Annotated in this window: 23 protein-coding genes; 19 read left to right on the plus strand and 4 right to left on the minus strand. The window is 39.6% G+C overall.

Translation table 11 applies throughout. The features are described from left to right. Positions 1-245: 245 nt before the first annotated feature. The 8 genes from miaB (at position 246) to AC04Q1_RS09265 (ending at position 8,225) form a co-directional block, all read left to right on the plus strand. Positions 246-1,661: a tRNA (N6-isopentenyl adenosine(37)-C2)-methylthiotransferase MiaB gene (miaB, locus tag AC04Q1_RS09230; RefSeq protein ID WP_478363910.1), complete on the plus strand. Its 1,416-nt coding sequence runs from the start codon at positions 246-248 to the stop codon at positions 1,659-1,661. Positions 1,662-1,731: 70 nt separating this feature from the next. Then, positions 1,732-2,979, plus strand: a complete 1,248-nt coding sequence (locus tag AC04Q1_RS09235; protein ID WP_478363912.1) for a sigma 54-interacting transcriptional regulator — start codon at positions 1,732-1,734, stop codon at positions 2,977-2,979. 66 nt (positions 2,980-3,045) lie between these two features. Continuing rightward, positions 3,046-3,561, plus strand: coding sequence for an LptE family protein (locus AC04Q1_RS09240; protein ID WP_478363913.1), 516 nt, complete (start codon positions 3,046-3,048; stop codon positions 3,559-3,561). A gap of 71 nt (positions 3,562-3,632) precedes the next feature. Further along, on the plus strand, positions 3,633-4,694 hold the full coding sequence (locus tag AC04Q1_RS09245) for a hypothetical protein (protein WP_478363914.1): 1,062 nt from the start codon (positions 3,633-3,635) through the stop codon (positions 4,692-4,694). Between the two features lie 15 nt (positions 4,695-4,709). Continuing rightward, positions 4,710-5,075 carry a preprotein translocase subunit SecG gene (gene secG / locus AC04Q1_RS09250; protein ID WP_478363916.1) on the plus strand — a complete coding sequence of 122 codons (366 nt, stop codon included), beginning with the start codon at positions 4,710-4,712 and terminating at the stop codon, positions 5,073-5,075. Positions 5,076-5,231: 156 nt separating this feature from the next. Further along, positions 5,232-6,257, plus strand: coding sequence for a sensor histidine kinase (locus AC04Q1_RS09255; RefSeq protein ID WP_478363918.1), 1,026 nt, complete (start codon positions 5,232-5,234; stop codon positions 6,255-6,257). Positions 6,258-6,560: 303 nt separating this feature from the next. After that, positions 6,561-7,202, plus strand: coding sequence for a DUF47 family protein (locus AC04Q1_RS09260; RefSeq protein WP_199564342.1), 642 nt, complete (start codon positions 6,561-6,563; stop codon positions 7,200-7,202). Positions 7,203-7,214: 12 nt separating this feature from the next. Continuing rightward, on the plus strand, positions 7,215-8,225 hold the full coding sequence (locus AC04Q1_RS09265; protein WP_055904207.1) for an inorganic phosphate transporter: 1,011 nt from the start codon (positions 7,215-7,217) through the stop codon (positions 8,223-8,225). Between the two features lie 57 nt (positions 8,226-8,282). Here the strand turns inward: AC04Q1_RS09265 and AC04Q1_RS09270 are convergent, their stop codons facing one another. The 3 genes from AC04Q1_RS09270 to AC04Q1_RS09280 all read right to left on the minus strand — a co-directional run bounded on the left by AC04Q1_RS09270 (position 8,283) and on the right by AC04Q1_RS09280 (position 10,848). Continuing rightward, on the minus strand, positions 8,283-8,903 hold the full coding sequence (locus tag AC04Q1_RS09270) for an FMN-binding negative transcriptional regulator (protein ID WP_478363920.1): 621 nt from the start codon (positions 8,901-8,903) through the stop codon (positions 8,283-8,285). A gap of 108 nt (positions 8,904-9,011) precedes the next feature. Then, the gene (locus tag AC04Q1_RS09275) at positions 9,012-10,277 is read right to left on the minus strand and encodes a carboxypeptidase-like regulatory domain-containing protein (RefSeq protein ID WP_478363922.1); all 1,266 of its coding nucleotides are present in this window, start codon (positions 10,275-10,277) and stop codon (positions 9,012-9,014) included. Beyond that, positions 10,270-10,848, minus strand: a complete 579-nt coding sequence (locus tag AC04Q1_RS09280; RefSeq protein ID WP_478363924.1) for an RNA polymerase sigma factor — start codon at positions 10,846-10,848, stop codon at positions 10,270-10,272. Before AC04Q1_RS09280 ends, AC04Q1_RS09275 begins: the two co-directional genes overlap by 8 nt. Positions 10,849-11,062: 214 nt before the next feature. Between AC04Q1_RS09280 and AC04Q1_RS09285 the strand changes: the two genes are divergently transcribed. The 11 genes from AC04Q1_RS09285 (at position 11,063) to AC04Q1_RS09335 (ending at position 18,915) form a co-directional block, all read left to right on the plus strand. Next, a complete protein-coding gene (locus AC04Q1_RS09285; protein ID WP_478363926.1) occupies positions 11,063-11,824 on the plus strand; it encodes a DUF4197 domain-containing protein in 762 nt (253 codons plus the stop codon). A 115-nt stretch (positions 11,825-11,939) separates the two neighbouring features. After that, the gene (locus AC04Q1_RS09290) at positions 11,940-12,875 is read left to right on the plus strand and encodes a hypothetical protein (RefSeq protein ID WP_478363928.1); all 936 of its coding nucleotides are present in this window, start codon (positions 11,940-11,942) and stop codon (positions 12,873-12,875) included. 10 nt (positions 12,876-12,885) lie between these two features. Then, the gene (locus tag AC04Q1_RS09295; RefSeq protein ID WP_478363930.1) at positions 12,886-13,818 is read left to right on the plus strand and encodes a ketopantoate reductase family protein; all 933 of its coding nucleotides are present in this window, start codon (positions 12,886-12,888) and stop codon (positions 13,816-13,818) included. Positions 13,819-13,937: 119 nt separating this feature from the next. Beyond that, positions 13,938-14,489: an RNA polymerase sigma factor gene (locus tag AC04Q1_RS09300; protein ID WP_307524385.1), complete on the plus strand. Its 552-nt coding sequence runs from the start codon at positions 13,938-13,940 to the stop codon at positions 14,487-14,489. Between the two features lie 10 nt (positions 14,490-14,499). After that, complete coding sequence (locus AC04Q1_RS09305; protein ID WP_478363932.1) at positions 14,500-14,853, plus strand: hypothetical protein; 354 nt, start codon at positions 14,500-14,502, stop codon at positions 14,851-14,853. A 272-nt stretch (positions 14,854-15,125) separates the two neighbouring features. Continuing rightward, positions 15,126-15,392 carry a hypothetical protein gene (locus AC04Q1_RS09310; RefSeq protein ID WP_478363934.1) on the plus strand — a complete coding sequence of 89 codons (267 nt, stop codon included), beginning with the start codon at positions 15,126-15,128 and terminating at the stop codon, positions 15,390-15,392. Positions 15,393-15,397: 5 nt separating this feature from the next. Then, on the plus strand, positions 15,398-15,631 hold the full coding sequence (locus AC04Q1_RS09315; RefSeq protein ID WP_478363936.1) for a hypothetical protein: 234 nt from the start codon (positions 15,398-15,400) through the stop codon (positions 15,629-15,631). Between the two features lie 4 nt (positions 15,632-15,635). Then, a complete protein-coding gene (locus tag AC04Q1_RS09320) occupies positions 15,636-16,028 on the plus strand; it encodes a hypothetical protein (RefSeq protein ID WP_478363938.1) in 393 nt (130 codons plus the stop codon). Between the two features lie 50 nt (positions 16,029-16,078). After that, entirely contained in the window at positions 16,079-16,531 is a 453-nt protein-coding gene (locus tag AC04Q1_RS09325; RefSeq protein WP_478363940.1) for an Hsp20/alpha crystallin family protein, read from the plus strand. A gap of 181 nt (positions 16,532-16,712) precedes the next feature. After that, entirely contained in the window at positions 16,713-17,933 is a 1,221-nt protein-coding gene (locus AC04Q1_RS09330) for a DEAD/DEAH box helicase (protein WP_478363942.1), read from the plus strand. Between the two features lie 70 nt (positions 17,934-18,003). Then, a complete protein-coding gene (locus AC04Q1_RS09335) occupies positions 18,004-18,915 on the plus strand; it encodes an AEC family transporter (protein ID WP_478363944.1) in 912 nt (303 codons plus the stop codon). A 238-nt stretch (positions 18,916-19,153) separates the two neighbouring features. Here the strand turns inward: AC04Q1_RS09335 and AC04Q1_RS09340 are convergent, their stop codons facing one another. After that, complete coding sequence (locus AC04Q1_RS09340; protein WP_478363946.1) at positions 19,154-20,581, minus strand: L-serine ammonia-lyase; 1,428 nt, start codon at positions 20,579-20,581, stop codon at positions 19,154-19,156. Between the last annotated feature and the right edge of the window lie 106 nt (positions 20,582-20,687).

A 20,687-nucleotide genomic window follows, 5' to 3' on the forward strand; every position in this document is an offset into this window, starting at 1 on the left:
AATGCCGGTTTCAAGCGGCAGAAACGGGGGCGGGGCTGAAGCCCGCAATAATAACTGAACCGCTCGTTTCCAAAAAACCGTTGATCTTAACGCCTTTTCTATACTCAGTGGCAATAAGATTGCTTCATTACTTCCCGCAACGGCTTGGGGATCATAATCCCAGGGTAAACATTTCAATAAAATATGTCAATTTGTCACTTTTAATTTTATTTGTGTATTTTTGCAATCCCCAATTTTTTTAAATAATGATTGATTTACAAGTACCAGATAAGACGCACGATGAGGCCAGACAAGGTGAAGCTTTAATTTTAGATGCACCTGTTAAAGCCGATGCCCGTAAATTATACATCGAAAGTTATGGCTGCGCAATGAATTTCGCCGATAGTGAAATCGTTGCCTCTATTTTATCCGAAACTGGGTTTGAAACCACCGGGGATTATCACCAGGCAGATGTGATTTTCATCAATACCTGCTCTATCCGCGAAAATGCAGAAACCAGGGTAAGAAACCGTTTGTCGCAGTTTGGTGTTGAAAAACGCCGTAACCCAAAATTAATTGTTGGGGTTTTGGGCTGCATGGCAGAGCGTTTAAAATCTAAATTTTTAGAAGAAGAACGTTTGGTTGATGTAGTTGTAGGGCCAGATGCTTACCGCGACCTGCCGAACCTAATCGAACAGGTAGAAAGTGGACATAAAGCCGTTAACGTTTTATTGTCGCGCGAAGAAACTTATGCTGATATCAGTCCGGTTCGTTTAAACAGCAACGGAATTACCGCATTTATCTCCATCACCCGTGGTTGTAATAACATGTGTTCGTTCTGTGTGGTTCCTTTTACCCGTGGTCGCGAACGTAGCCGTGATGCACATTCGATTATTGAAGAGGCAAAAGGTTTGTTTGCCGCAGGCTACCGCGAGGTGACGCTTTTAGGCCAAAACGTAGATTCATACACCTGGACATCAGAAGATGGAACCGAAACTGTAAATTTTGCACAACTCCTGGAGCAAACGGCCCTCGTTAATCCTGATTTAAGGGTTCGTTTTTCTACTTCGCACCCTAAAGATATTACCGACGAAGTTTTACATACTATCGCCAAATACGATAATATCTGTAATTATATCCACTTGCCTGTTCAATCTGGAAACACCAGGATATTGGAGTTAATGAACAGAACTTATACCCGCGAATGGTATATTAACCGCATTGATGCCATCCGCAACATTATTCCGGGTTGCGCAATTTCTACTGATATTATTGCAGGATTCTGTACCGAAACCGAAGAAGAACACCAGGAAACATTGAGTATAATGGATTATGTGGAATATGATTTTGCATATAATTTTACCTATTCGGAAAGACCGGGCACTTTAGCCGCTCGTAAATTAGCAGATGATATTCCGGAAGAGGTGAAAAAACGACGTTTGGCTGAAATTTTAGCAAAACAGCAGGCACATTCACTGATGCGTTTACAGGAATGGGTAGGTAAAACCGTTCGTGTTTTAATTGAAGGCACTTCTAAAAAATCGGATCTTGATTATTGCGGAAGAGGAGATAGTGGGGCAATGGCCATTTTTCCGGCAATTGAAGGCGTTAAACCTGGTGAATATGCAAACGTATATATCGAAAGATGTACGTCTGCAACATTGATCGGTAAAATAGTTTAAAAAGGTGGCGGGTTAGAAGATAGAAGGCCTAAGGTCTGGTATCTCAAATCTCCATACTCAAATCTAAAGAATGGATACACAAAATATTAAACAACGGTTCGGGATTATTGGGAATTCACCCTTACTTAACCGTGCCATCGATATTGCAAGCCAGGTAGCGCCAACCGATATGTCGGTATTGATCACAGGTGAAAGTGGTAGTGGTAAGGAGGTTTTCTCACAGATTATCCATCAGATGAGTGCCCGTAAACATGGTGCCTTTATTGCCGTAAACTGTGGTGCTATTCCAGAGGGAACAATTGATTCAGAGCTGTTTGGTCACGAAAAGGGATCTTTTACAGGTGCACACGAAGCACGTAAAGGTTATTTCGAGGTGGCCAATGGCGGAACAATTTTTTTGGATGAAGTTGCCGAACTGCCTCTAGGCACACAGGCCCGTTTACTGCGGATTTTAGAAAGCGGCGAATATTTGCGTGTAGGTTCATCCAAAGTACAAAAAACAGATGTCCGCATAATTGCAGCAACCAATGTTGATGTATATAACCGCGTTAAAAACGGAAAATTCCGCGAGGATTTATATTACAGGTTAAATACGGTTCCTTTGCGTATTCCGGCACTGCACGAGCGTAAAGAAGATATTTACTTGTTATTCAGGAAATTCTCTGCCGATTTTAGCGATAAATACCGCAGTCCGGCCTTACATTTAGAGCCAGATGCAGTACAGATTTTAACGAATTACAGCTGGCCTGGTAATGTGCGTCAGTTGAAGAATATCGCCGAACAGATCTGTGTTTTAGAAAAAGACCGTAACGTTACCGGACAGGCCATTTTAACCTATATTCCAAATGAAGCCGGGAGTAACCTGCCAATGGCGATTAATGCGCAATCAAAAGAAGACTTTACAGAACGCGATATTTTGTATAAAGTTCTTTTCGACATGAAAAAGGATATGGTTGAGCTTAAAAAACTTGTTGCCGAGATTATCCAACATGGTGGAAATACCGCGACTGTTTTGGCTGATAACCCTCAGTATATCAATCAATTGTATCGGGATGTGGAATTGCCTGCGGGCCAGGAACATGCTTTTACCATTCAACAAGCCACGCCAGGTAATAATAACGGAAGCAATAATAATAACACTGATTATTTTGCGCACGAAGCCGAAGAAGTAGAAGAATCGTTATCGCTGGTTGACAAGGAATCAGATCTGATTAAAAAAGCCTTAAAAAAACACAAGGGCAAGCGTAAATTTGCTGCCCAGGAATTGGGTATTTCTGAAAGAACATTGTACAGAAAGATTAAGGAATTAAATTTATAATTTGACTTGTAGTTCCAGCCTAAAGCTGAATAAAAAGCACTCCCAATAATTATACTACTTTCGATAATGATGAAAATTAAAATATTAGCGTTAATCCTCGTTGCTTCAGTATTGAATGCCTGCTCTTATAAATTCAGCGGAGCATCTACAACTGGTTTAAAAACGGTTGTGATCAGGTTGTTTGAAAACAATGCACCGCTTGTAGTGCCAACCTTAAGTAACCAGATCACGGAATCCTTAAAAACCCGTATCCGTAACCAAACCAAATTGATCATTTCTACTACTGGCGAGGGCGATGCCTCATTTGAGGGCAGAATAACCGGCTACGACATTAAACCGGTTGCACTTCAAAACAGTGCCACGCCTACTTCAGGCGCAAACCGGTTAACGATTACGGTTGCTGTAAAATATAAGAACAACCTTAAAGAACACGAAAAGGAAAGTTTTGAAGAGAGCTTTACCAAATTTTTTGATTTCCCGATCAGTGGAGCGCCTATCCAAACCTTATTGCCGGGCGCTATTGAAAATATCAACAAACAATTGTCAGAAGATATTTTTAACCGCGCATTTGCGCAATGGTAGATAAAGCGGAGCACTAAGACAAAATTTTAAAAAACCCGTCTATATTTTTAACTTAGCGGCAAACCTCAATAATGGATAACAAAAAGCTACTGGCAGATTTACTTGCGCAACCTGGAAAGGTTGGACCAGAGCATGTATCCTTATTACAGGAAATGGTACAGCAATTTCCCTATTCCCAACCCATTCATTTGCTTTTAGCTAAGGCGAACGCCTCATCGATTCCGAAGGCTGCGCTATATAGCCAGGGACATGTACTGTTTCATGTGCTCAATATGGTGTCGGTTAGAGAGTTAAGCGAAGTTAAGGAGGAAATAGAAGCTGATTTGGCTGTTATCGAAAATACGGCAGACGAACAGGAGGTTTTTGATGAGATAGGTGAATTTGCATCGGATTCTTCTTCACCGATAAATAATCCCACACCTATAGAAACACCGAATAACCTGCCAGGAATTGATCGCCATCTAATGGATTTACCTGCTGTAGATGATTCGTTTATTGAAAGTGTTGCTGCTGTTGATTTCTTTGCTTTCGAACAGAAATTAAGCACTGATGTAGTTACCCAGGCGCCAGAAATTGAAACGGTAGTTCCTGATGAGCCTGAAAGAAATTTTGTTTCGCAATATAACGACGATAAACTTCCTTACACGTTTTTATGGTGGCTGGCTAAAACACGTAAAGAGCACGAACAGATTTTTCAGCCTTATGCGCATCCTGGCGCAGGGAAGTTAAAACCGCAACCACAAAATAATCAGCAGCAGGAGCGTGCAGAATTTCAGCAACAGTATGTGGAGCACATTTTTCACATTCAAACACCTTTCGAAGTAGCCGATCATCTGGCCGAATATCCTGCCGGAGAAATTAAAGATGCCAAAGGTGCGGAGATTATTGATAAGTTTTTAAAAGAAGACCCCACAATCAAACCGCCGAAGCCCGAACAGATTGATAATGAAAACAAGGCAAAGAAGAGCGCAGAAGACAATTATGACCTTGTTTCGGAAACTTTAGCAAAAATTTATATCGAGCAGATGCTTTATCACAAAGCCATAGATACTTATAAAAAATTAAGTTTGAAATATCCGGAAAAAAGCCGTTACTTTGCCGACCTTATCCAATCTATAGAAAAGAAATTTTAAAATATAAATATTAGCATGGTAACCTTTTTAATCATTTTATTAATTATTGTTTGCGTAGCCTTAGGCTTATTTGTTTTAATACAAAACCCTAAAGGCGGTGGTTTAGCTACAGGTGGTGGCACCAGTAATATGTTTGGTGTACAACGCACCGGCGATGTTTTGGAAAAAGGATCGTGGGTATTGTTAGCTGCTATTGTTGTTTTAACATTATCAATTACTACAATTGCTAAAACCGGTGGTGGCACTGCTGCTGTTGGAAACTCTGCTATTCAGGAGCGTTTGGATAAGACACCATCGCCATCTCCACTTGGCGGAACTTTAAACAATACTAAGCCGGCTGCAACTCCTGCACCAGCTAAATCAGATACGACTAAGAAATAATCAGTCACAACCGCATTTTAAAAGCTTTCCTCAAAAAGGAAAGCTTTTTTGTTTTTATCAGCTCTTGAGCATTAACGATTCTGGTATTCAACGGGAATAAACCAATCTCCATGATCTGTTAACATACATTTAACATAAAAAGCTTTAAATTGCAGCATGAAATTAAGCGTGCTGGTTTTATTTACTGCTCTTGCCGTTGGTCTTTCCATCGGTATGGTTAATTTTTATTTTCAGCATAGCTGGTATTACCTGGCTATTTCTTTTGGTGTGTCGTTTCTATGCAGTTTTTTGGTTTTTTATTACCTGCTCGAAAAATACATCTATACTAAAATTAAGCTTATTTACAAGCTGATCCACAACCTTAAACTCGGTAAGGATTTAAAAGATGCCCTTGGCGAATATGTAAGCTCAGATCCTATCAACGATGTAGAGCAAGAAGTGAAAGAATGGGCAGGTGCCAAGAAAAAAGAGATCGATCTGTTAAAAAAACAGGAACAATTTAGAAGAGAATTTCTCTCCAACGTATCTCATGAATTTAAAACGCCACTTTTTGCCATTCAGGGATATATTGAAACTTTACAGGATTGTTTGGTAGACGATCCTGATCAAGCGGTTCTGTTTTTAAAAAAAGCAGAAAACAATGTAGAGCGGTTGAGTTATTTAATTAATGATTTAGATGCCATTTCTAAGCTCGAAACAGGCGAATCGCCTATAAATTATCAAAAATTTGATTTTGTGCAACTGGCCAAAGAGGTGATGGAAAACCTCGAAGACCGTGCGCAGGCAAAACATATTAAACTCTTCTTTAAGGATAAATATACTGCTATAACTTACGTTTTGGCCGATCGGGAAAAAGTGCGCCAGGTATTGATCAATTTAATGGTGAATAGCATTAAATACGGGATTGACGGTGGTGAAACTGCAATAAAGATTTTTGAACTGCACGATCAGGTTTTAATCGAGGTTACAGACAATGGAATCGGGATTGAAGAAAAGCACTTGTTACGTTTGTTTGAGCGTTTTTACCGCATCGATACGCATCGGGCAAGAGAAGTAGGTGGCACCGGTTTAGGTCTGGCTATTGTGAAGCACATCTTAGAAGCCCATCAGCAAACCATTTCGGTTAGAAGTACACCGGGTATTGGAACCACCTTTGCCTTTACTTTGCAAAAGGGAGGTTAGTTTTCTTACCACGAGGAAACGAATTACGCAGAATTTTTATTCTTGATTCCTGGCTTAGTGGTCCCCTGATCCTGGTATTATGTATTGGATAAAAATGGTAGCCGGATCTTATAAAATGATAAGTTTCTTCCCGCAAACCGTTTCTGACCTCGTCCGCTTCTTATTCTATTCATAATCAAATACCTAAAAGATGTTGAAATGAACTCCATATGACGAAAGACCAGTTGATTTCGTTAATATAATTAATAAATTAACATTAACTTAACATTGAGCTTGTAGCTTTGCAACATATTAAAAATTAACATGAACAATATTTTTAAGTTCTTTACACCTCAAGACAGAAAGTTTCACCCACTTTTCGAACAAGCAGGGAGCAATGCATTAAAAATTGCAGAAACCCTTTTAGAAATGGTTAGCACAGGTGATGCTGAAAGAAGAAAAACAATTTTTAAAGAAATTGAACGCTTAGAGCACGTAGGTGACGATATTACCCATTCGATTTTTCTTGAGTTAAGCAGGAACTTTATCACTCCATTTGATAGAGAAGACATTCACCAACTGGCTACTGCTGTTGATGATGTTGCCGATTATATCTATGGTACTGCAAACCGTATGCAAATGTACAACATGAACACCATTAACGAACCGATTGTTAAAATCGCTGAACTTTTGGTCGAAATGTGTACCGATATTGATAAAGCAATTAAAGAATTAAGAAGCTTTAAAAACATCCGTGTAATTGCTGATGCTTGTATCCGCATCAACAGCGGCGAAAACCAGGCTGATTACGTATTTACATTAGCGGTTGCCCGTTTATTTGAATACGAAACCAATGCGATTGAATTAATTAAACAAAAAGAGGTTTTACAAACGATAGAAAAAGCGACAGATAAATGTGAGGATGTGGCAAATGTGCTTGAAACTATCTTGGTTAAAAACGCTTAATAATACACAAACATGGTAACTACCTTATTGGTTGTTGTTGTAATTCTGGCTATTGCTTTCGATTACATTAACGGCTTTCACGATGCCGCTAACTCGATTGCAACAGTTGTTTCTACAAAAGTGCTTACGCCTTTTCAGGCGGTTTTATGGGCTGCGCTTTTCAATTTCGCAGCTTATTTTTATTTTACCGATCATAAAGTGGCCAACACGGTGGCGAAAACCGTAATTGAGCATTACATCACCTTAGAAGTAATTCTTGCAGGATTAATTGCTGCAATTATCTGGAATCTTTTAACCTGGTGGTACGGTATCCCTTCGAGTTCTTCTCATACGCTGATAGGCGGTTTCGCAGGCGCAGGTATGACCTATGCGCTAATTACAGGTGCTAGTCCGCTGGATGCTGTAAACATGGGTTACGTAATCAAAATTATTTCCTTTATTGTGCTGGCTCCGATAATCGGTTTGGTTATTTCTGTTGTTTTAACCTTAATCATTATCAATATCTGTCGAAATGCCAAACCGGCAACAGCAGAAAAATGGTTTAAACGTCTGCAGTTAATTTCATCTGCGGCATTGAGTTTCTTTCATGGTGGTAACGATGCCCAAAAAGTAATGGGTATCATCGCAACAGCATTGATCGCAGCCAAAGTGATTCCAAATTTCGAAGCAATGCCCTGGTGGGTTCCTGTAGCTTGTTATTCTGCGATATCGTTAGGTACCATGAGCGGTGGTTGGAAAATCGTAAAAACAATGGGTTCTAAAATCACTAAAGTAACAGCACTTGAAGGTGTTGCTGCAGAAGGTGCAGGCGCAATTACCTTAGGAATTACGGAACATTTTGGTATCCCGGTTTCAACTACGCATACCATTACAGGATCGATTGTAGGGGTTGGGGTTGTAAAAAGTGTATCCGCTGTACGTTGGGGTGTCACCATCAACCTGATTTGGGCATGGATTTTAACCATCCCGGTATCGGCAACTTTAGCTGCAATAATCTATGCAGCAATTTATTATTTGAAGTAAAAACAAAATCATTTAATATATCAAGAGACCAAAGCGATAAGCTTTGGTCTCTTTTGTTTACTCACAATTCATCCTTTTCATCTCTTTAGCCATTTCCTGATTCAGTACATTATCACTTTTCTCCAATTGCGCTACAATACTTTCCTTGTTTTTATCCGAATGGTTCTGGCTCATTTTAAAAACATGATCGATATGGCTAACCGAGACCTCAAATCCGGTAATGGCCTTTAAATGTTTCTGAATGTATGCTTCATCCATTTTATTAAACGCCGCAGGGCTGGTTTCGGGATCTTCGTATTTGTTGGTTAATTCTTTTATCACCTGATAAGTTTCTTTCGGGGTCATGAGCCTAATGATGCCTTTAGCCTGAACCGTTTTGTAATTCCATGTAGATGCTACAGCAGGACTTTCGTATACTGAAGCACTGATATAGGCGTGAGCACCCGTAAAAAGGGCCGTAACATGAGGATTTTGTTCGAAAGCTTTATAATGATCGGTTTTAGTCATGATGTGGCCGATCAGCTTTATCGATCCGTCTTCAACTAAAGTTTTAACGGGTACCTGTGTAGCTACCGGGAATTCACCGTCGAAACCAATTAGGGTTACAAAAGTATTTTGATGCATAAACTCAAGGATTTCATCCTGGTTCTGGGCGGTAAAGTGGGGTAATTTGTACATGAAGAATTGGTTTTGATCACATCAGAACAATGATCAACGCGATGCGTATATTGTTATTTTAAAATAACTCAGCGTTCTTTTGTGCCCTTTGTGTTAATAAAACGAAAATTAAAACTTAACGCTGATTTCGACTAAATCAGTTCCTTTTTTAGGCAATACCCAATCAGGACCATCTTGAATAAGCCGTTTTGCTTCTGCATCGGCTTTTTTGTTAAGGGATTTGATAACGGCAATGTTGGTAGGCCGCCCGTTCTTTTTAACCTTAAAACTTAAAATCACAAATTGCTCAGGCCCTTTTGGGTTGTAGAGCTTATTGTTATTTTCTAAATACTGCACATAGTTGATGGTAGAAACCGGAACTGGCTTCGTAATGCTATCAGCTGATTTTCCATCCAGGTTCTGTTCTGCACGAAGGGTGATTTTTGGCGCTGCAATATTCTCTTTCCTGCGCCCGTTAGACCCTGTGATCAATGCAATTTCGTTAAGGGATTTATCTCCGCTTAATGCGCTTTTAATCGCGTTAGGGTCTTGTAAGCCTGCTACAGGGACTTCTTTGAAGCCAATGGCATTAATCAACAGATCCTTATCTTTTGCATTGCTATCGGCAGGTAACGAAAAATAACCTTTTGCATCAGTTGCAGTTACATTTTTAGAACCGGCCAGTTTTACAACCGCGCCTTGAACGGGTTTACCATTACTTTGATCAACTACATTTCCGCTAAAAACAATTTTGTTTGAAGCAATTGCCGGTGCTGCAGCAATTGCCACTTCATTTAATGCGTTTTGTTCTGCTTTTGCCGCGCTTGTACGATTATATGTTGAAATGCTTTTTGCTTTAACGGTTTCCTGCTCAGCAGGTTGCACAACAGATTTATTTTTCGTGTTTTTGGCCAAATCGCCAGTTTTGGCATCGGCAATTGCTTTATCCACTAAAGCTGCCCTCGTAGAATTTTGTACTACAGTATCTTTTTTAGGCAAGGTTGAAGCAACAGCTGTTGAGCTATCCAGCTGAACCATTACACCTTTCTCTTTTCGGGCAGCGATTTCCGCATTTCTACGGTTGGTTTCGCGCATAAAGAACAAGATACTCACCGCAATAAAAGCTACGGTAGCCGTTGCAGCAATACTTAACCTTTGTGTGGTGATGCCCCAGAGCTTACGCTTTATAGGTTTTTCAGCAACTCGGTCGTAAAGCTGCTTTTGCAAGATAGAAAGCGTTTGTTTACGTTTTGGCGATTGTTTAAGTCCTTCGAGTGCTTCGGCAACAAAAGGATCTTCCAAAGCCTGTCTTTCTACAAAGTGCATAGCTTTAGCATCAAGTTTACCATCCAGGTAATCTTCCAGAACATCAATATCTAACCAATCGTTATTCACTACTGTTTTTCTCTATACAAATCTTTAAATTCCGCTTACCATTTTGGATGTAACTCTTTACTTTAAGCATATCGTAGCCCGTAATATCGGCCACTTCTTTATAGCATTTTTCTTGTAAATAAAATAAATCTACGCTTTTTCGCTGTTCTTCGGGCAAAGTTTCCATACACTTTTCCATAATGGTAAGTTGCGTTTCTTTTGTGTTGTCTATATCCAGATGCACAAACTCGCTGTTTTCCACAAAAGTATCATCTATAGACACGTTATTTTGCTTGGCCGATTTCCGCAGTGCCATTAAACAATGGTTGCGTGTTAAAACATGAAGCCAGCTTTTAAAATTCTGTACTTCGTATACTTTTAGCTTTGTGACCAATTCTTCAAAAATTTGCATTACCGCATCTTTGCTTTGCTCTTCATCTTTAAAATAGTTTAAGCAAACCCCGAAAACCAAATGCATGTATTTGTTGTAAAGCGTACCCAACGCGTCCAAATCGCCCGTATTTTTATACTCAGCAATTAATTTGGCGTCGTCTTGCTGGTTGTTCCCAGCTGTGTTTTTTATAAATCTCAAAAAAAATGGTAGCTATATCGAATTATCTTTCAAGTATAAAAAATATTTCTGAGTGATGGGACATAAACTAATTTTTTAGGGCTTTTAAAAGATAAAATTCCTTATCGTAACATTCTTTTTAAACGGTTTAACATGGTTGCCATTTGCAAAGGCTTATATTTGAGCAGTAATGAAAAATGGCAGCTGTTTTGCTAATTATGATTAAACACACAAAATGAAAAGAATTCATATTTTAACGGCATCGATCGCCATGCTGGCATTGGGAAGCTCCAATGTTAGTGCACAGATTAAACTGAGCGATATATTTAAAAAAGTAACCCAGAAACAAGGCACATCAACAGCGACAAGTGGAACGCCATCCACTTTAGAAATAGGGCAGGGGATTAAGGAGGCTTTACAGATCGGGGTTTCTGCGGGGGCAGATCGGCTTTCGGTTAAAGATGGGTTTTTAGGTAACCTTGCGGTTAAAATCCTGATGCCGCCTGAAGCACAAAAAGTTGAAAAAACATTGCGTAGTATAGGCTTGAACAAACTTTGCGATAATGTAATTGTGAGCTTAAACCGTGCCGCTGAAGATGCCGCTACAGAGGCTAAGCCTATTTTTATCTCTGCAATTAAACAGATGACTTTAACCGATGCTACCAATATTCTTTTAGGAAACAGTGATGCAGCTACAGAATATTTTAAAAGAGTAACCACTTCACAGTTGATGCAAAAGTTTAGCCCGATTGTAACAGCAAGTTTAAGTAAGGTAAATGCCACTAAATATTACAGCGATTTAACTACACAATATAACCGTTTGCCTTTGGTAAAGCCTGTAAATACAAACCTAACAGAATACGTAACACAGAAAGCAATAGATGGTTTATTTGTTGAGGTTGCCAAAGAAGAATTAAAAATCAGGGGCAATTTAAGTTCAAGAAGTACAACCTTATTGCAAAAAGTATTCGGTTACGCGGATAAGAAAAAGATTTAATCGGTTAATCTGTTCGTGGAGACACGAACCAAGGCGAAAAGTTGACGGCAGGTAAAATGTAGTCATTTCATTGCTTTCTGGGCCATAGGCACAAAAACTATTTGTAAAATTGCACATGATGAAGTTCCATAAACCATTTGCCTTAGTTTACATTGCCATTTTAGTTGTATTTACCGCTTGCAATAGCAATAAATCAGACGATAATACAAACAAAGCCGTTTTAGATACCGTTTCTTTAAGCAATAAAAATTTTGCTTTGGCTTATCAGGATGGCGATAAAATTGTTGCAACGAGTATCGATACGATGAAACAGATTTCATTCGGTGGCGCTACAGATCCTGCAATCTCTCCGGATGGTAATAAACTGGCTTATACCCTTAGCGATTCTGTAGGCCATAGATCAATCTGGGTTGCCGATATGGAAAATAAAAGCCAGGGGAAATTGCAGGTCAATAACAATAACTACTATCAGGCCATGTGGTCGGCAGATGGGAATGCCATCGCTTTCAATATTTTTAACAGCAAAAATCTTTGGAAAATAGGCGTAATTAAGACTGATAATTCAGGATATGTCATGCTGGATAGCGCATCTAAGATCAATGTTTATTCACCAACCTGGAAAAATGAAAAAGAAATCATTGGGCAGGATCTTAATAACCTGTACACTTTTGACCTTTCTGGAAAATTGATCGATACCAAACCGATTGCAGGTTTAATTGGTAAAGATTTTTCGATTGCGAGCAGTAACCGTTTCTTTTATACAAAAGACGGACAAAAGTTGATATTCAACGCAGGGAATAACGATGTTTTAGACGGATTAACGGGGCCAGGCGAGGCGGTTTACTTGTTGGATTTAGCCACTAAAAAAGTAACGCGGATTTCGCCAAAAGGCATCAATGTACCTTATGTTTTTGTGACGGCCGATGATCGGATTTTCTACAGCGGCGCCGAAAAACCTTTTACACAGCACAAAATATATGTTTCTGATTTAGACGGGAAGATTAAAACGGTAGTGGATAAGGGAACTCATCCAACCGGAGCTTTAAAATAGTCTGTGTATCATGCGAAATAAAACAAGAATTGTTATTGTAGGGATTGGTGGCGTAGGTGGTTATTTTGGTGGCTTATTGGCTAAGAAATATAATAGTGGCAATGAGGTGGAAATTATTTTTGTTGCCCGAGGCGAACACTTAGAGGAGATACAAAGAAACGGCCTTACTATAGTTGATGGTAACGAAAGCTTCATCACGAAACCGCATTTAGCTACCGATGATTATAGCAAAATAGGCCTGGCCGACTACATCATCATCTGTACAAAAAGTTACGATTTAAAACAGACCATCGAAAAGTTAAAACCCTTAATCCATCATAAAACCATATTATTGCCACTTTTAAACGGCATAAGTGCCAGTGATGAAATTTTAGAGATTCTACCTACGGCAAATGTTTTAAAAGGCTGTGCATTTATCGTTTCCAAGATTAAGTCTCCCGGGCTGATCGAAAATTCTGGGAATGTCCAGAAGCTATCTTTTGGTGTAGATGGTACACTTAATGATGGGATTTTATATCTCAGGGAGCTCATGGTCAATGCAGGCCTGGAGCTAACCGTATCTGATCAAATCTCGACCGCAATCTGGGAGAAGTTTATATTTATTTCACCTACAGCTACTGCTACCTCTTATTTCGATACTCCTATTGGAAAAGTGCTTGACGAAAATCTTGATACTGTTTTGAGTTTAATTGCAGAAGTGAAAAATCTGGCGCTTGCCAAAGGAATAACCATTAGCGAAGAAATTTCTGATAAAACACTGCACGCAATGGGGTCAATGCCTTACGAAGTTACCTCATCGATGCACCGCGATTATATGAATAAAAAACCGGAAACAGAACTGGAATACTTAACCGGTTATGTTGTGCGTGAATCGGAGAAATTGGGCATTTCAACACCAACATACCATAAGCTGTACCAGGCATTACTCAAAAAAGGCCATTAGGGGTAAATCGTTAAAAATCAATTGATTTTGCTGAAAAACATCAGTATTCCGAAAAAAATAAAGAAATTTTAAAGTAATATTGAGTTTCATCCGTTTACCGGATTATTAAGCAAGATTTAGTGCCAACAAACGAACCTCAAAATATCATTTCAACAGTTGCCAATTATGGTAAACGCTTATTCAGTTTCATCCGTGGCCGGGTGAATACGGATGAGGATGCGGAAGATATTTTGCAGGATGTTTGGTTTCAGTTGAGCAACCAGCCTGAAGCTGGTGCCATTGAGCAGATCAGCGGCTGGCTTTATCGGGTAGCCAGAAATAAAATTACCGATAAATACAGGAAGCAAAAGGAAGAATCGTTAGAGGATTTCACTTTTGAAGGTGAAGATGGTGAAATCAATTTTAAGGAAATTTTACTTGCCGAATCCTTCTCGCCGGAAGAAGAGAGTTTAAAAAAATTATTCTGGGATCAATTGTTTCTGGCCCTTGAGGAATTGCCCGAAAATCAACGCTACGTTTTTGTTCAGAACGAATTGGAAGAACGCACTTTTCAGGAACTGGCGGATGAAAGCGGAGAGAACATCAAAACATTAATATCAAGAAAGGGTTATGCGGTAAAACACCTGCGTAACCGCTTACAAAATTTATATCAGGAATTTATTAACTATTAAATTTGCAGACATGATGAATAGAAATTTTAATCGGCGCAAGAAATTTATTTTCTTTTTACCCGTAGCGGTGCTTATAGCAGCGGTATTGGGTTATGTGGTTATGTTTTTATGGAATTCGATTTTACCTGAAGTGGCACATGCAGGCAAATTAAATTATTGGCAGGCGCTTGGTTTATTGGTGCTGTGCCGGTTGCTCTTTGGCAATTTTAAAAAGGGTGGCCATGATGGGCATAACGGTTTCCGTGAGCGGGCCAGGAGCATGCGTGCCAAGTGGGAAACCATGAACGAAGAAGAAAGAATTAAATTTAAAGAAGAATATAAAAGGAGATGTGGCGGATGGGGCCACCACCGCAATAAGGAATAATAAAGAGCCTCGACAAATGTCGGGGCTTTTTATTATGCCGACATTCTGAACAGCGCGTAGAATCCATGAGCGATTAAACACAGCCCTCAAAAGATCCTTCGCCTAGGCTCAGGATGACCCCACGAAAGAAAATCCTTAAAAAATAAAAAAATCAAAATAATTTAAAGTAAAAATAAAGCTGTTCCGTCTTCCTATATAAATAACAAAAACAACAGTGCTGGTTGTCAAATCGCTTATGGTGAGTTGATTACCGCATATAAAATTATAAGGAGATGAAAAAAATATTAAAAACCATAGGATTCGGGATTGTACTCGGTGCAGCCGCTTTCTTCATACCATTTGTATTCAAATTCATATTTGCCATTTTGCTGATCGGTTTCGTGTTCAGGTTTTTTATCGGTAGAAGACATTACCGTTTCCACAATCGCTTTAATGGATTCGAAAATCATTACAATCCAATTGTACCGATCGATAACCAATGGTACAGGCCAAACGTACAGGGCAATGGAACAGTGCATAACATTAACGTAAATTATTAACCGCCATGAGAACATTTAGAATATTATTGGCTCTTGCCGTAGCAGCAGGAACTTTTTACAGCTTAAATGTATTGGCTGTTCAGAATGGATACCCCGACCGGTTGGATTTCAAAAACAGGCATTATCATGATGATTGTCAGCAAGGGCATGATAAGAACCATAGTTTCAGTCATCACAACAGAAAAACGGATGATACCATAATTAAGCCAATTGACAGTATATATAAAATAAACAGATAAGATCATGTCACAGGTACTTTTTTTAAGCGATCCATCTCAAGCTGATGTTCGTCCGATTTTAGGCATGGCAAATGAGCTGATAACCAAAGGAGAGAAGGTAACCCTTTTCAGTTCGAAGGAGTTTAAAGGCCCTATAGAGGAAATTGGTGCTGATTTTAAAGCTTACACGCAGGATTTAAATATTTTTGGAGACAAGGAAATCGCCGGGGAAGAGGAGATACCCAAATCGGGGTTGATCAGCGCATTGCTTGAGCCGATGAAATTTATAGATGATATTTTGGTTCAGATCAGAGGCTTGAAGTTTGATTATGCCATTTTTTCTCCATCATACCCTTATCAAAATATCATTACCCAGCTACTGGGCATATCAAAAACCGAGCAGGCGGTTTACAATTAAAATATTGGCTTTTTGCCAATGAATAAATAATAACAATTAAAATTAATATCATGTACAACAAACATAGATGCCATTCGGGCAAGATGCATAGCCGTTTTGGCTCAGAAGAAGGAAGATTTGGAAGACACTTTGCCGGGCCTTTTGGTCATCACAAATTTGGAATGTTTAACCAGGGCTTTAGAAAAGTACCCGTTAACATCGAAGAAACAGAAAGCAGCTTTATTATCGAACTTTTTGCACCAGCCCTGGTTAAGGAAAACTTAAAGGTAGTTACCAAAGATGATATATTAACGATCTCTTACCAGGTTGAAGAAGAAGCTGATGCGGCTAAAAGGTATAGCCGTAGGGAATACAGCAACGGAAGTTTTGAAAGGGCTTTCGGTTTAAACGGAAAGGTTTTATCCGAAAATATTTCAGCCCGTTACGCTGACGGAATTTTGAAGGTTACGTTACCTAAAAACCCTGAAACGAATACACCAGAAAAAGATATTCTGGTAGACTAAGTTTCGTCTATTATAATTTCCAGGCCCCAATTGTTTATAACAGTTGGGGCTTTTTTTATGGCAATGCATAAAAACAGATCATATTTGCTTTCAAAAAGGTTAAACCGGACCTATATTAAAATGCAGTTTGCTATTCGCCGTATTTTAAGGTACTTTTGCTAAAAGACATAAACACAATAGATTGAATTTTAACGACTTTAATTTTAACCCCGATTTATACGAAGGCTTGATGGCCATGGGGTATAAAAGCGCTACTCCAATACAAGAACAAGCTATTCCGGTAATTTTAGACAACCATGATCTGATTGCCTGTGCGCAAACCGGAACTGGAAAAACCGCCAGCTATCTTTTACCCGTAATGGATAAAATTAGCAAAGCTGCTGACAGACATAACAATACCCTGATTTTGGCGCCCACACGCGAACTTGCTCAACAGATTGATTTGCAGGTAGAAGCGCTGGCTTATTTTACCAATATCAGTTCTTTGGCGGTATACGGTGGGGGAGATGGTATTGCCTACGAGCAACAAAAACGCTCGATGCGTGATGGAGTAGATATTATTATTGCTACTCCTGGCAGGTTAATGGCACACTTATCGTCTGGCGTGCTGAAATTGGAGCATCTGCAGCATTTAATTTTAGATGAAGCAGATAGAATGTTGGACATGGGCTTTTACGATGACATTATCCGCATTATTAGCTACCTGCCAAAGAAAAGACAAACCCTTTTGTTCTCGGCTACAATGGCGCCAAAAATAAGAACAATGGCGGGTAAGATTTTGCACGAACCAAAGCAGATTACCATTTCAATTGCGAAACCTGCCGAAGGGATTGATCAACAGGCTTACAATATTCACGATCAACAGAAACAAGCTTTATTAACCGAAATTTTTAAAAGCGGACAATACAAAAGCAGTATCATTTTTGTATCTACTAAAGAAAAGGTAAAAGCGTTATACAAAACTTTTAAAGGACTGGGCATTAAAGCCGAAGCTTTTCATTCTGATTTGGGTCAGAAAGAACGCGAAGATATTTTATTGGCTTTCAAAAACCGCAGGTTACCAATTTTGATCGGAACAGATGTGCTATCCCGCGGGATTGATGTGGAAGGAATCGACTTGGTCATCAATTACGATGTTCCCGGTGATCCGGCCGATTATGTACACCGTATTGGCCGTACCGCAAGGGCCGCCACAAAAGGAACGGCAATTACTTTGGTAAATGGAAGGGATAAACGTAAGTTCGATAATATTGAAAAGTTAATCGAAAAAGAAGTTCCGCGCATGCCTCTACCAGAAAGTATAGCTGCAATGGAAATTACACATGTGGAGGAAAAAAGACCTCAGCATAACGGCAAGAAAAAGGTTTGGCACAAAAAGAAAAAGCCAAAACCTTCTGCTTAAATGATTCGAAACGCCATAAGTACAATTCTTATTGGCGTTTTTCTTTTATAGATTATCTTTGCACCACTCGATGGCAAACTTTATTCTTATTGGTTTATGTATTTTAGCGGGAATTCTTTACAGAAAAAGTAAGTCGCTGCCCAAAGATGCACACAAAGGCATCAATGCCTGGATTATTTACGTTGCATTACCCGCAGTTTCGTTTAAATATCTGCCCCATATTACCTGGACTAAAGATCTGTTGTTCCCTGCCTTTGCGCCAGTATGCATATGGTTAGCTGGGTGGTTATTTATTACGATATATAGTCGCATCACCAATATCAGCAAAGCAACTTCGGGTGGATTAAAACTCACCAGTTCTTTAAGCAATACATCCTTTGTGGGCTTTCCATTAATTGTAGCCTATTTTAGCGAAAAAGAACTGGCTATAGCCATCATCTGCGATCAGGTTACCTTTACGCTTTTATCTACCATAGGCATTATTGTGGCCATCCGCTCGTCGCAAAATCAAAAGTTAAGCCCGAAACTGGTGTTTAAAAAAGTTTTGACCTTTCCTCCGCTTATTGGTTGCGTTCTGGCATTAAGCATTCCACACTTTATTGATGTTTCTGCGCTCGATCCATTGTTTGATAAGCTGGCCGGAACTGTTGGTCCGCTGGCTCTGTTTTCGATCGGCTTGCAGTTAAAATTTGGAGGCTGGTTTGGCGAACTGAAACACATCAGCTTTGCGCTATTGTATAAACTGATTTTGGCACCTTTGGTGGTATTGCTTGTTGCAATTGTTTTGGGTATGAGCGGAACGATCACCAAAATCACTATTTTTGAGATGGCCATGCCAACGTTGTTAACTGCAGGTGTAGTAGCCGACCAGTATAACCTTAATCCGAAGCTTTCCAATTTGGTGGTTGGAATTGGGATATTGCTTTCGTTTATTACCACTGGTTTATGGTGGCTGGTGTTGACTTATTCAGGTTGGATTTAGGTTCGCAGAGATCGGGGAGAGAAGGCACGAAGCACACGGAGGTTTAACTACAGATAAAAGGGATGAACACAGAGATAAGGGCTTTAATTTAATTCCAGATGTCTCCTTTCCTTTGTCTATTTTACATCATCTCTTTGCGCGCTTTGCAAAAACCTCAGAGTTCTTTGCGGTTTAATACCACAAAAAAAGCTGCAAAATTTCTTCCCCTGCTCTAAAGAATGTAGGTTAATTACAACCCTTAACACTCCGGTAAACTGATTGGAATATTGGTTGCTAAGCCTCCATCGGATGTTTCTTTGTATTTGGCGTTCATATCCAGGGCGGTTTCCCACATGGTATTTACTACCGCATCCAAACTTACTTTTGCCTTATCAGGATTGCTTTGTAACGCCAACTGACTTGCTGTAATGGCCTTGATTGCGCCCATGGTATTTCTTTCGATACAAGGAATCTGCACCAAACCACCGATCGGATCGCAGGTTAGGCCCAAATGATGCTCCATGGCAATTTCTGCGGCCATTAAAACCTGCCTTTGCGAACCACCTAAACATTCGGTTAATGCGGCGGCAGCCATGGCAGAGGAAACGCCAATTTCGGCCTGACAGCCGCCCATCGCAGCTGATATTGTAGCTCCTTTTTTGAAAATACTGCCTATCTCAGAAGCGCAGGCAATAAACTGGATGATTTTTTCTTCACTATAACCATCGCAAAAAGTAATAAAATATTGTAGTACAGCTGGAATTACCCCTGCGGCACCATTGGTAGGGGCAGTTACCACCCGGCCAAAAGAAGCATTTTCTTCATTAACGGCCAAAGCAAAACAGCTTACCCAGTCTAAAGTATAATTGAAACCATTTCCGCCTTTTCTAATCGCTTCTACCCAGGTATCATAGTTTGAATAGTCGCTTTTAGCCATTAAACGTTTGTTTAAAGGGAAAGCCCTTCGTGCAACATTTAAGCCGCCGGGAAGAAAACCAGTAGTGTGGCAGCCACGGTAAATACAATCGCGCATAACCGCGAAATGTTGTAAGATGCCCCTTTTTGTTTCCGCTTCTGTTCTCCAGGCCAATTCGTTTTCCATCACGATTTCACTTACTTTTAAACCGGTAGAGAGACACCAGTGTAAAAGCTCTTTTGCTTTTTCTACCGGAAAGGGTAAATCTACCTGAGCTTTTTTACTATTGTCTTCCCCTTCTTTCACCACAAAACCACCGCCAATAGAGTAATAGGTTTCTGAAAATGCTTTCCCATTCTTTAAAAATGCCTGAAAAGTAACTGCATTGGGGTGAAAAGGCAAGCTTTCGGCAAAAAGGAAAAGCAAATCGTTATTGTAATCGAAATCGATCATTAAATGATTGGCAAGATTTAGTTTCTGATCCTTTTGGATGTTTTCGAAGGTTGGTGTAACAGCATCCACATCAAAAGTTACAGGATCCGCCCCTGTCAGGCCAAGCAGGATCGCTACATCTGTTCCGTGGCCTTTGCCTGTTTTGGCAAGTGATCCATAAAGCAATATTTTTATGCCTTCTACATCATCAATCAATTTGTTTTGAGCAAGTGAAGCTGTAAATTGTTGGGCAGCGCGCCAAGGGCCTAGGGTATGTGAACTGGATGGGCCAATGCCTATTTTAAAAATATCGAAAACTGAAATCTGTTCCTTGATCATTATGAATATAGTTACACAAAGCTATGATTGTTTTATGATTTTGGATAAATTAATTTTGACTCCTTGTGAAAATATTTTACCTTGAAAATAGTTGATTTAAACGCTC

The organism is Pedobacter humicola (assembly GCF_056490705.1).

Excerpts from the sequence above, each read along its gene's own strand:
- miaB (WP_478363910.1), top strand. The coding sequence starts at position 246 with ATGATTGATTTACAAGTACCAGATAAGACGCACGATGAGGCCAGACAA.
- AC04Q1_RS09235 (WP_478363912.1), top strand. The coding sequence starts at position 1,732 with ATGGATACACAAAATATTAAACAACGGTTCGGGATTATTGGGAATTCA.
- AC04Q1_RS09240 (WP_478363913.1), top strand. The coding sequence starts at position 3,046 with ATGATGAAAATTAAAATATTAGCGTTAATCCTCGTTGCTTCAGTATTG.
- AC04Q1_RS09245 (WP_478363914.1), top strand. The coding sequence starts at position 3,633 with ATGGATAACAAAAAGCTACTGGCAGATTTACTTGCGCAACCTGGAAAG.
- secG (WP_478363916.1), top strand. The coding sequence starts at position 4,710 with ATGGTAACCTTTTTAATCATTTTATTAATTATTGTTTGCGTAGCCTTA.
- AC04Q1_RS09255 (WP_478363918.1), top strand. The coding sequence starts at position 5,232 with ATGAAATTAAGCGTGCTGGTTTTATTTACTGCTCTTGCCGTTGGTCTT.
- AC04Q1_RS09260 (WP_199564342.1), top strand. The coding sequence starts at position 6,561 with ATGAACAATATTTTTAAGTTCTTTACACCTCAAGACAGAAAGTTTCAC.
- AC04Q1_RS09265 (WP_055904207.1), top strand. The coding sequence starts at position 7,215 with ATGGTAACTACCTTATTGGTTGTTGTTGTAATTCTGGCTATTGCTTTC.
- AC04Q1_RS09270 (WP_478363920.1), bottom strand. The coding sequence starts at position 8,903 with ATGTACAAATTACCCCACTTTACCGCCCAGAACCAGGATGAAATCCTT.
- AC04Q1_RS09285 (WP_478363926.1), top strand. The coding sequence starts at position 11,063 with ATGAAAAGAATTCATATTTTAACGGCATCGATCGCCATGCTGGCATTG.
- AC04Q1_RS09290 (WP_478363928.1), top strand. The coding sequence starts at position 11,940 with ATGATGAAGTTCCATAAACCATTTGCCTTAGTTTACATTGCCATTTTA.
- AC04Q1_RS09295 (WP_478363930.1), top strand. The coding sequence starts at position 12,886 with ATGCGAAATAAAACAAGAATTGTTATTGTAGGGATTGGTGGCGTAGGT.
- AC04Q1_RS09305 (WP_478363932.1), top strand. The coding sequence starts at position 14,500 with ATGATGAATAGAAATTTTAATCGGCGCAAGAAATTTATTTTCTTTTTA.
- AC04Q1_RS09310 (WP_478363934.1), top strand. The coding sequence starts at position 15,126 with ATGAAAAAAATATTAAAAACCATAGGATTCGGGATTGTACTCGGTGCA.
- AC04Q1_RS09315 (WP_478363936.1), top strand. The coding sequence starts at position 15,398 with ATGAGAACATTTAGAATATTATTGGCTCTTGCCGTAGCAGCAGGAACT.
- AC04Q1_RS09320 (WP_478363938.1), top strand. The coding sequence starts at position 15,636 with ATGTCACAGGTACTTTTTTTAAGCGATCCATCTCAAGCTGATGTTCGT.
- AC04Q1_RS09325 (WP_478363940.1), top strand. The coding sequence starts at position 16,079 with ATGTACAACAAACATAGATGCCATTCGGGCAAGATGCATAGCCGTTTT.
- AC04Q1_RS09335 (WP_478363944.1), top strand. The coding sequence starts at position 18,004 with ATGGCAAACTTTATTCTTATTGGTTTATGTATTTTAGCGGGAATTCTT.
- AC04Q1_RS09340 (WP_478363946.1), bottom strand. The coding sequence starts at position 20,581 with ATGATCAAGGAACAGATTTCAGTTTTCGATATTTTTAAAATAGGCATT.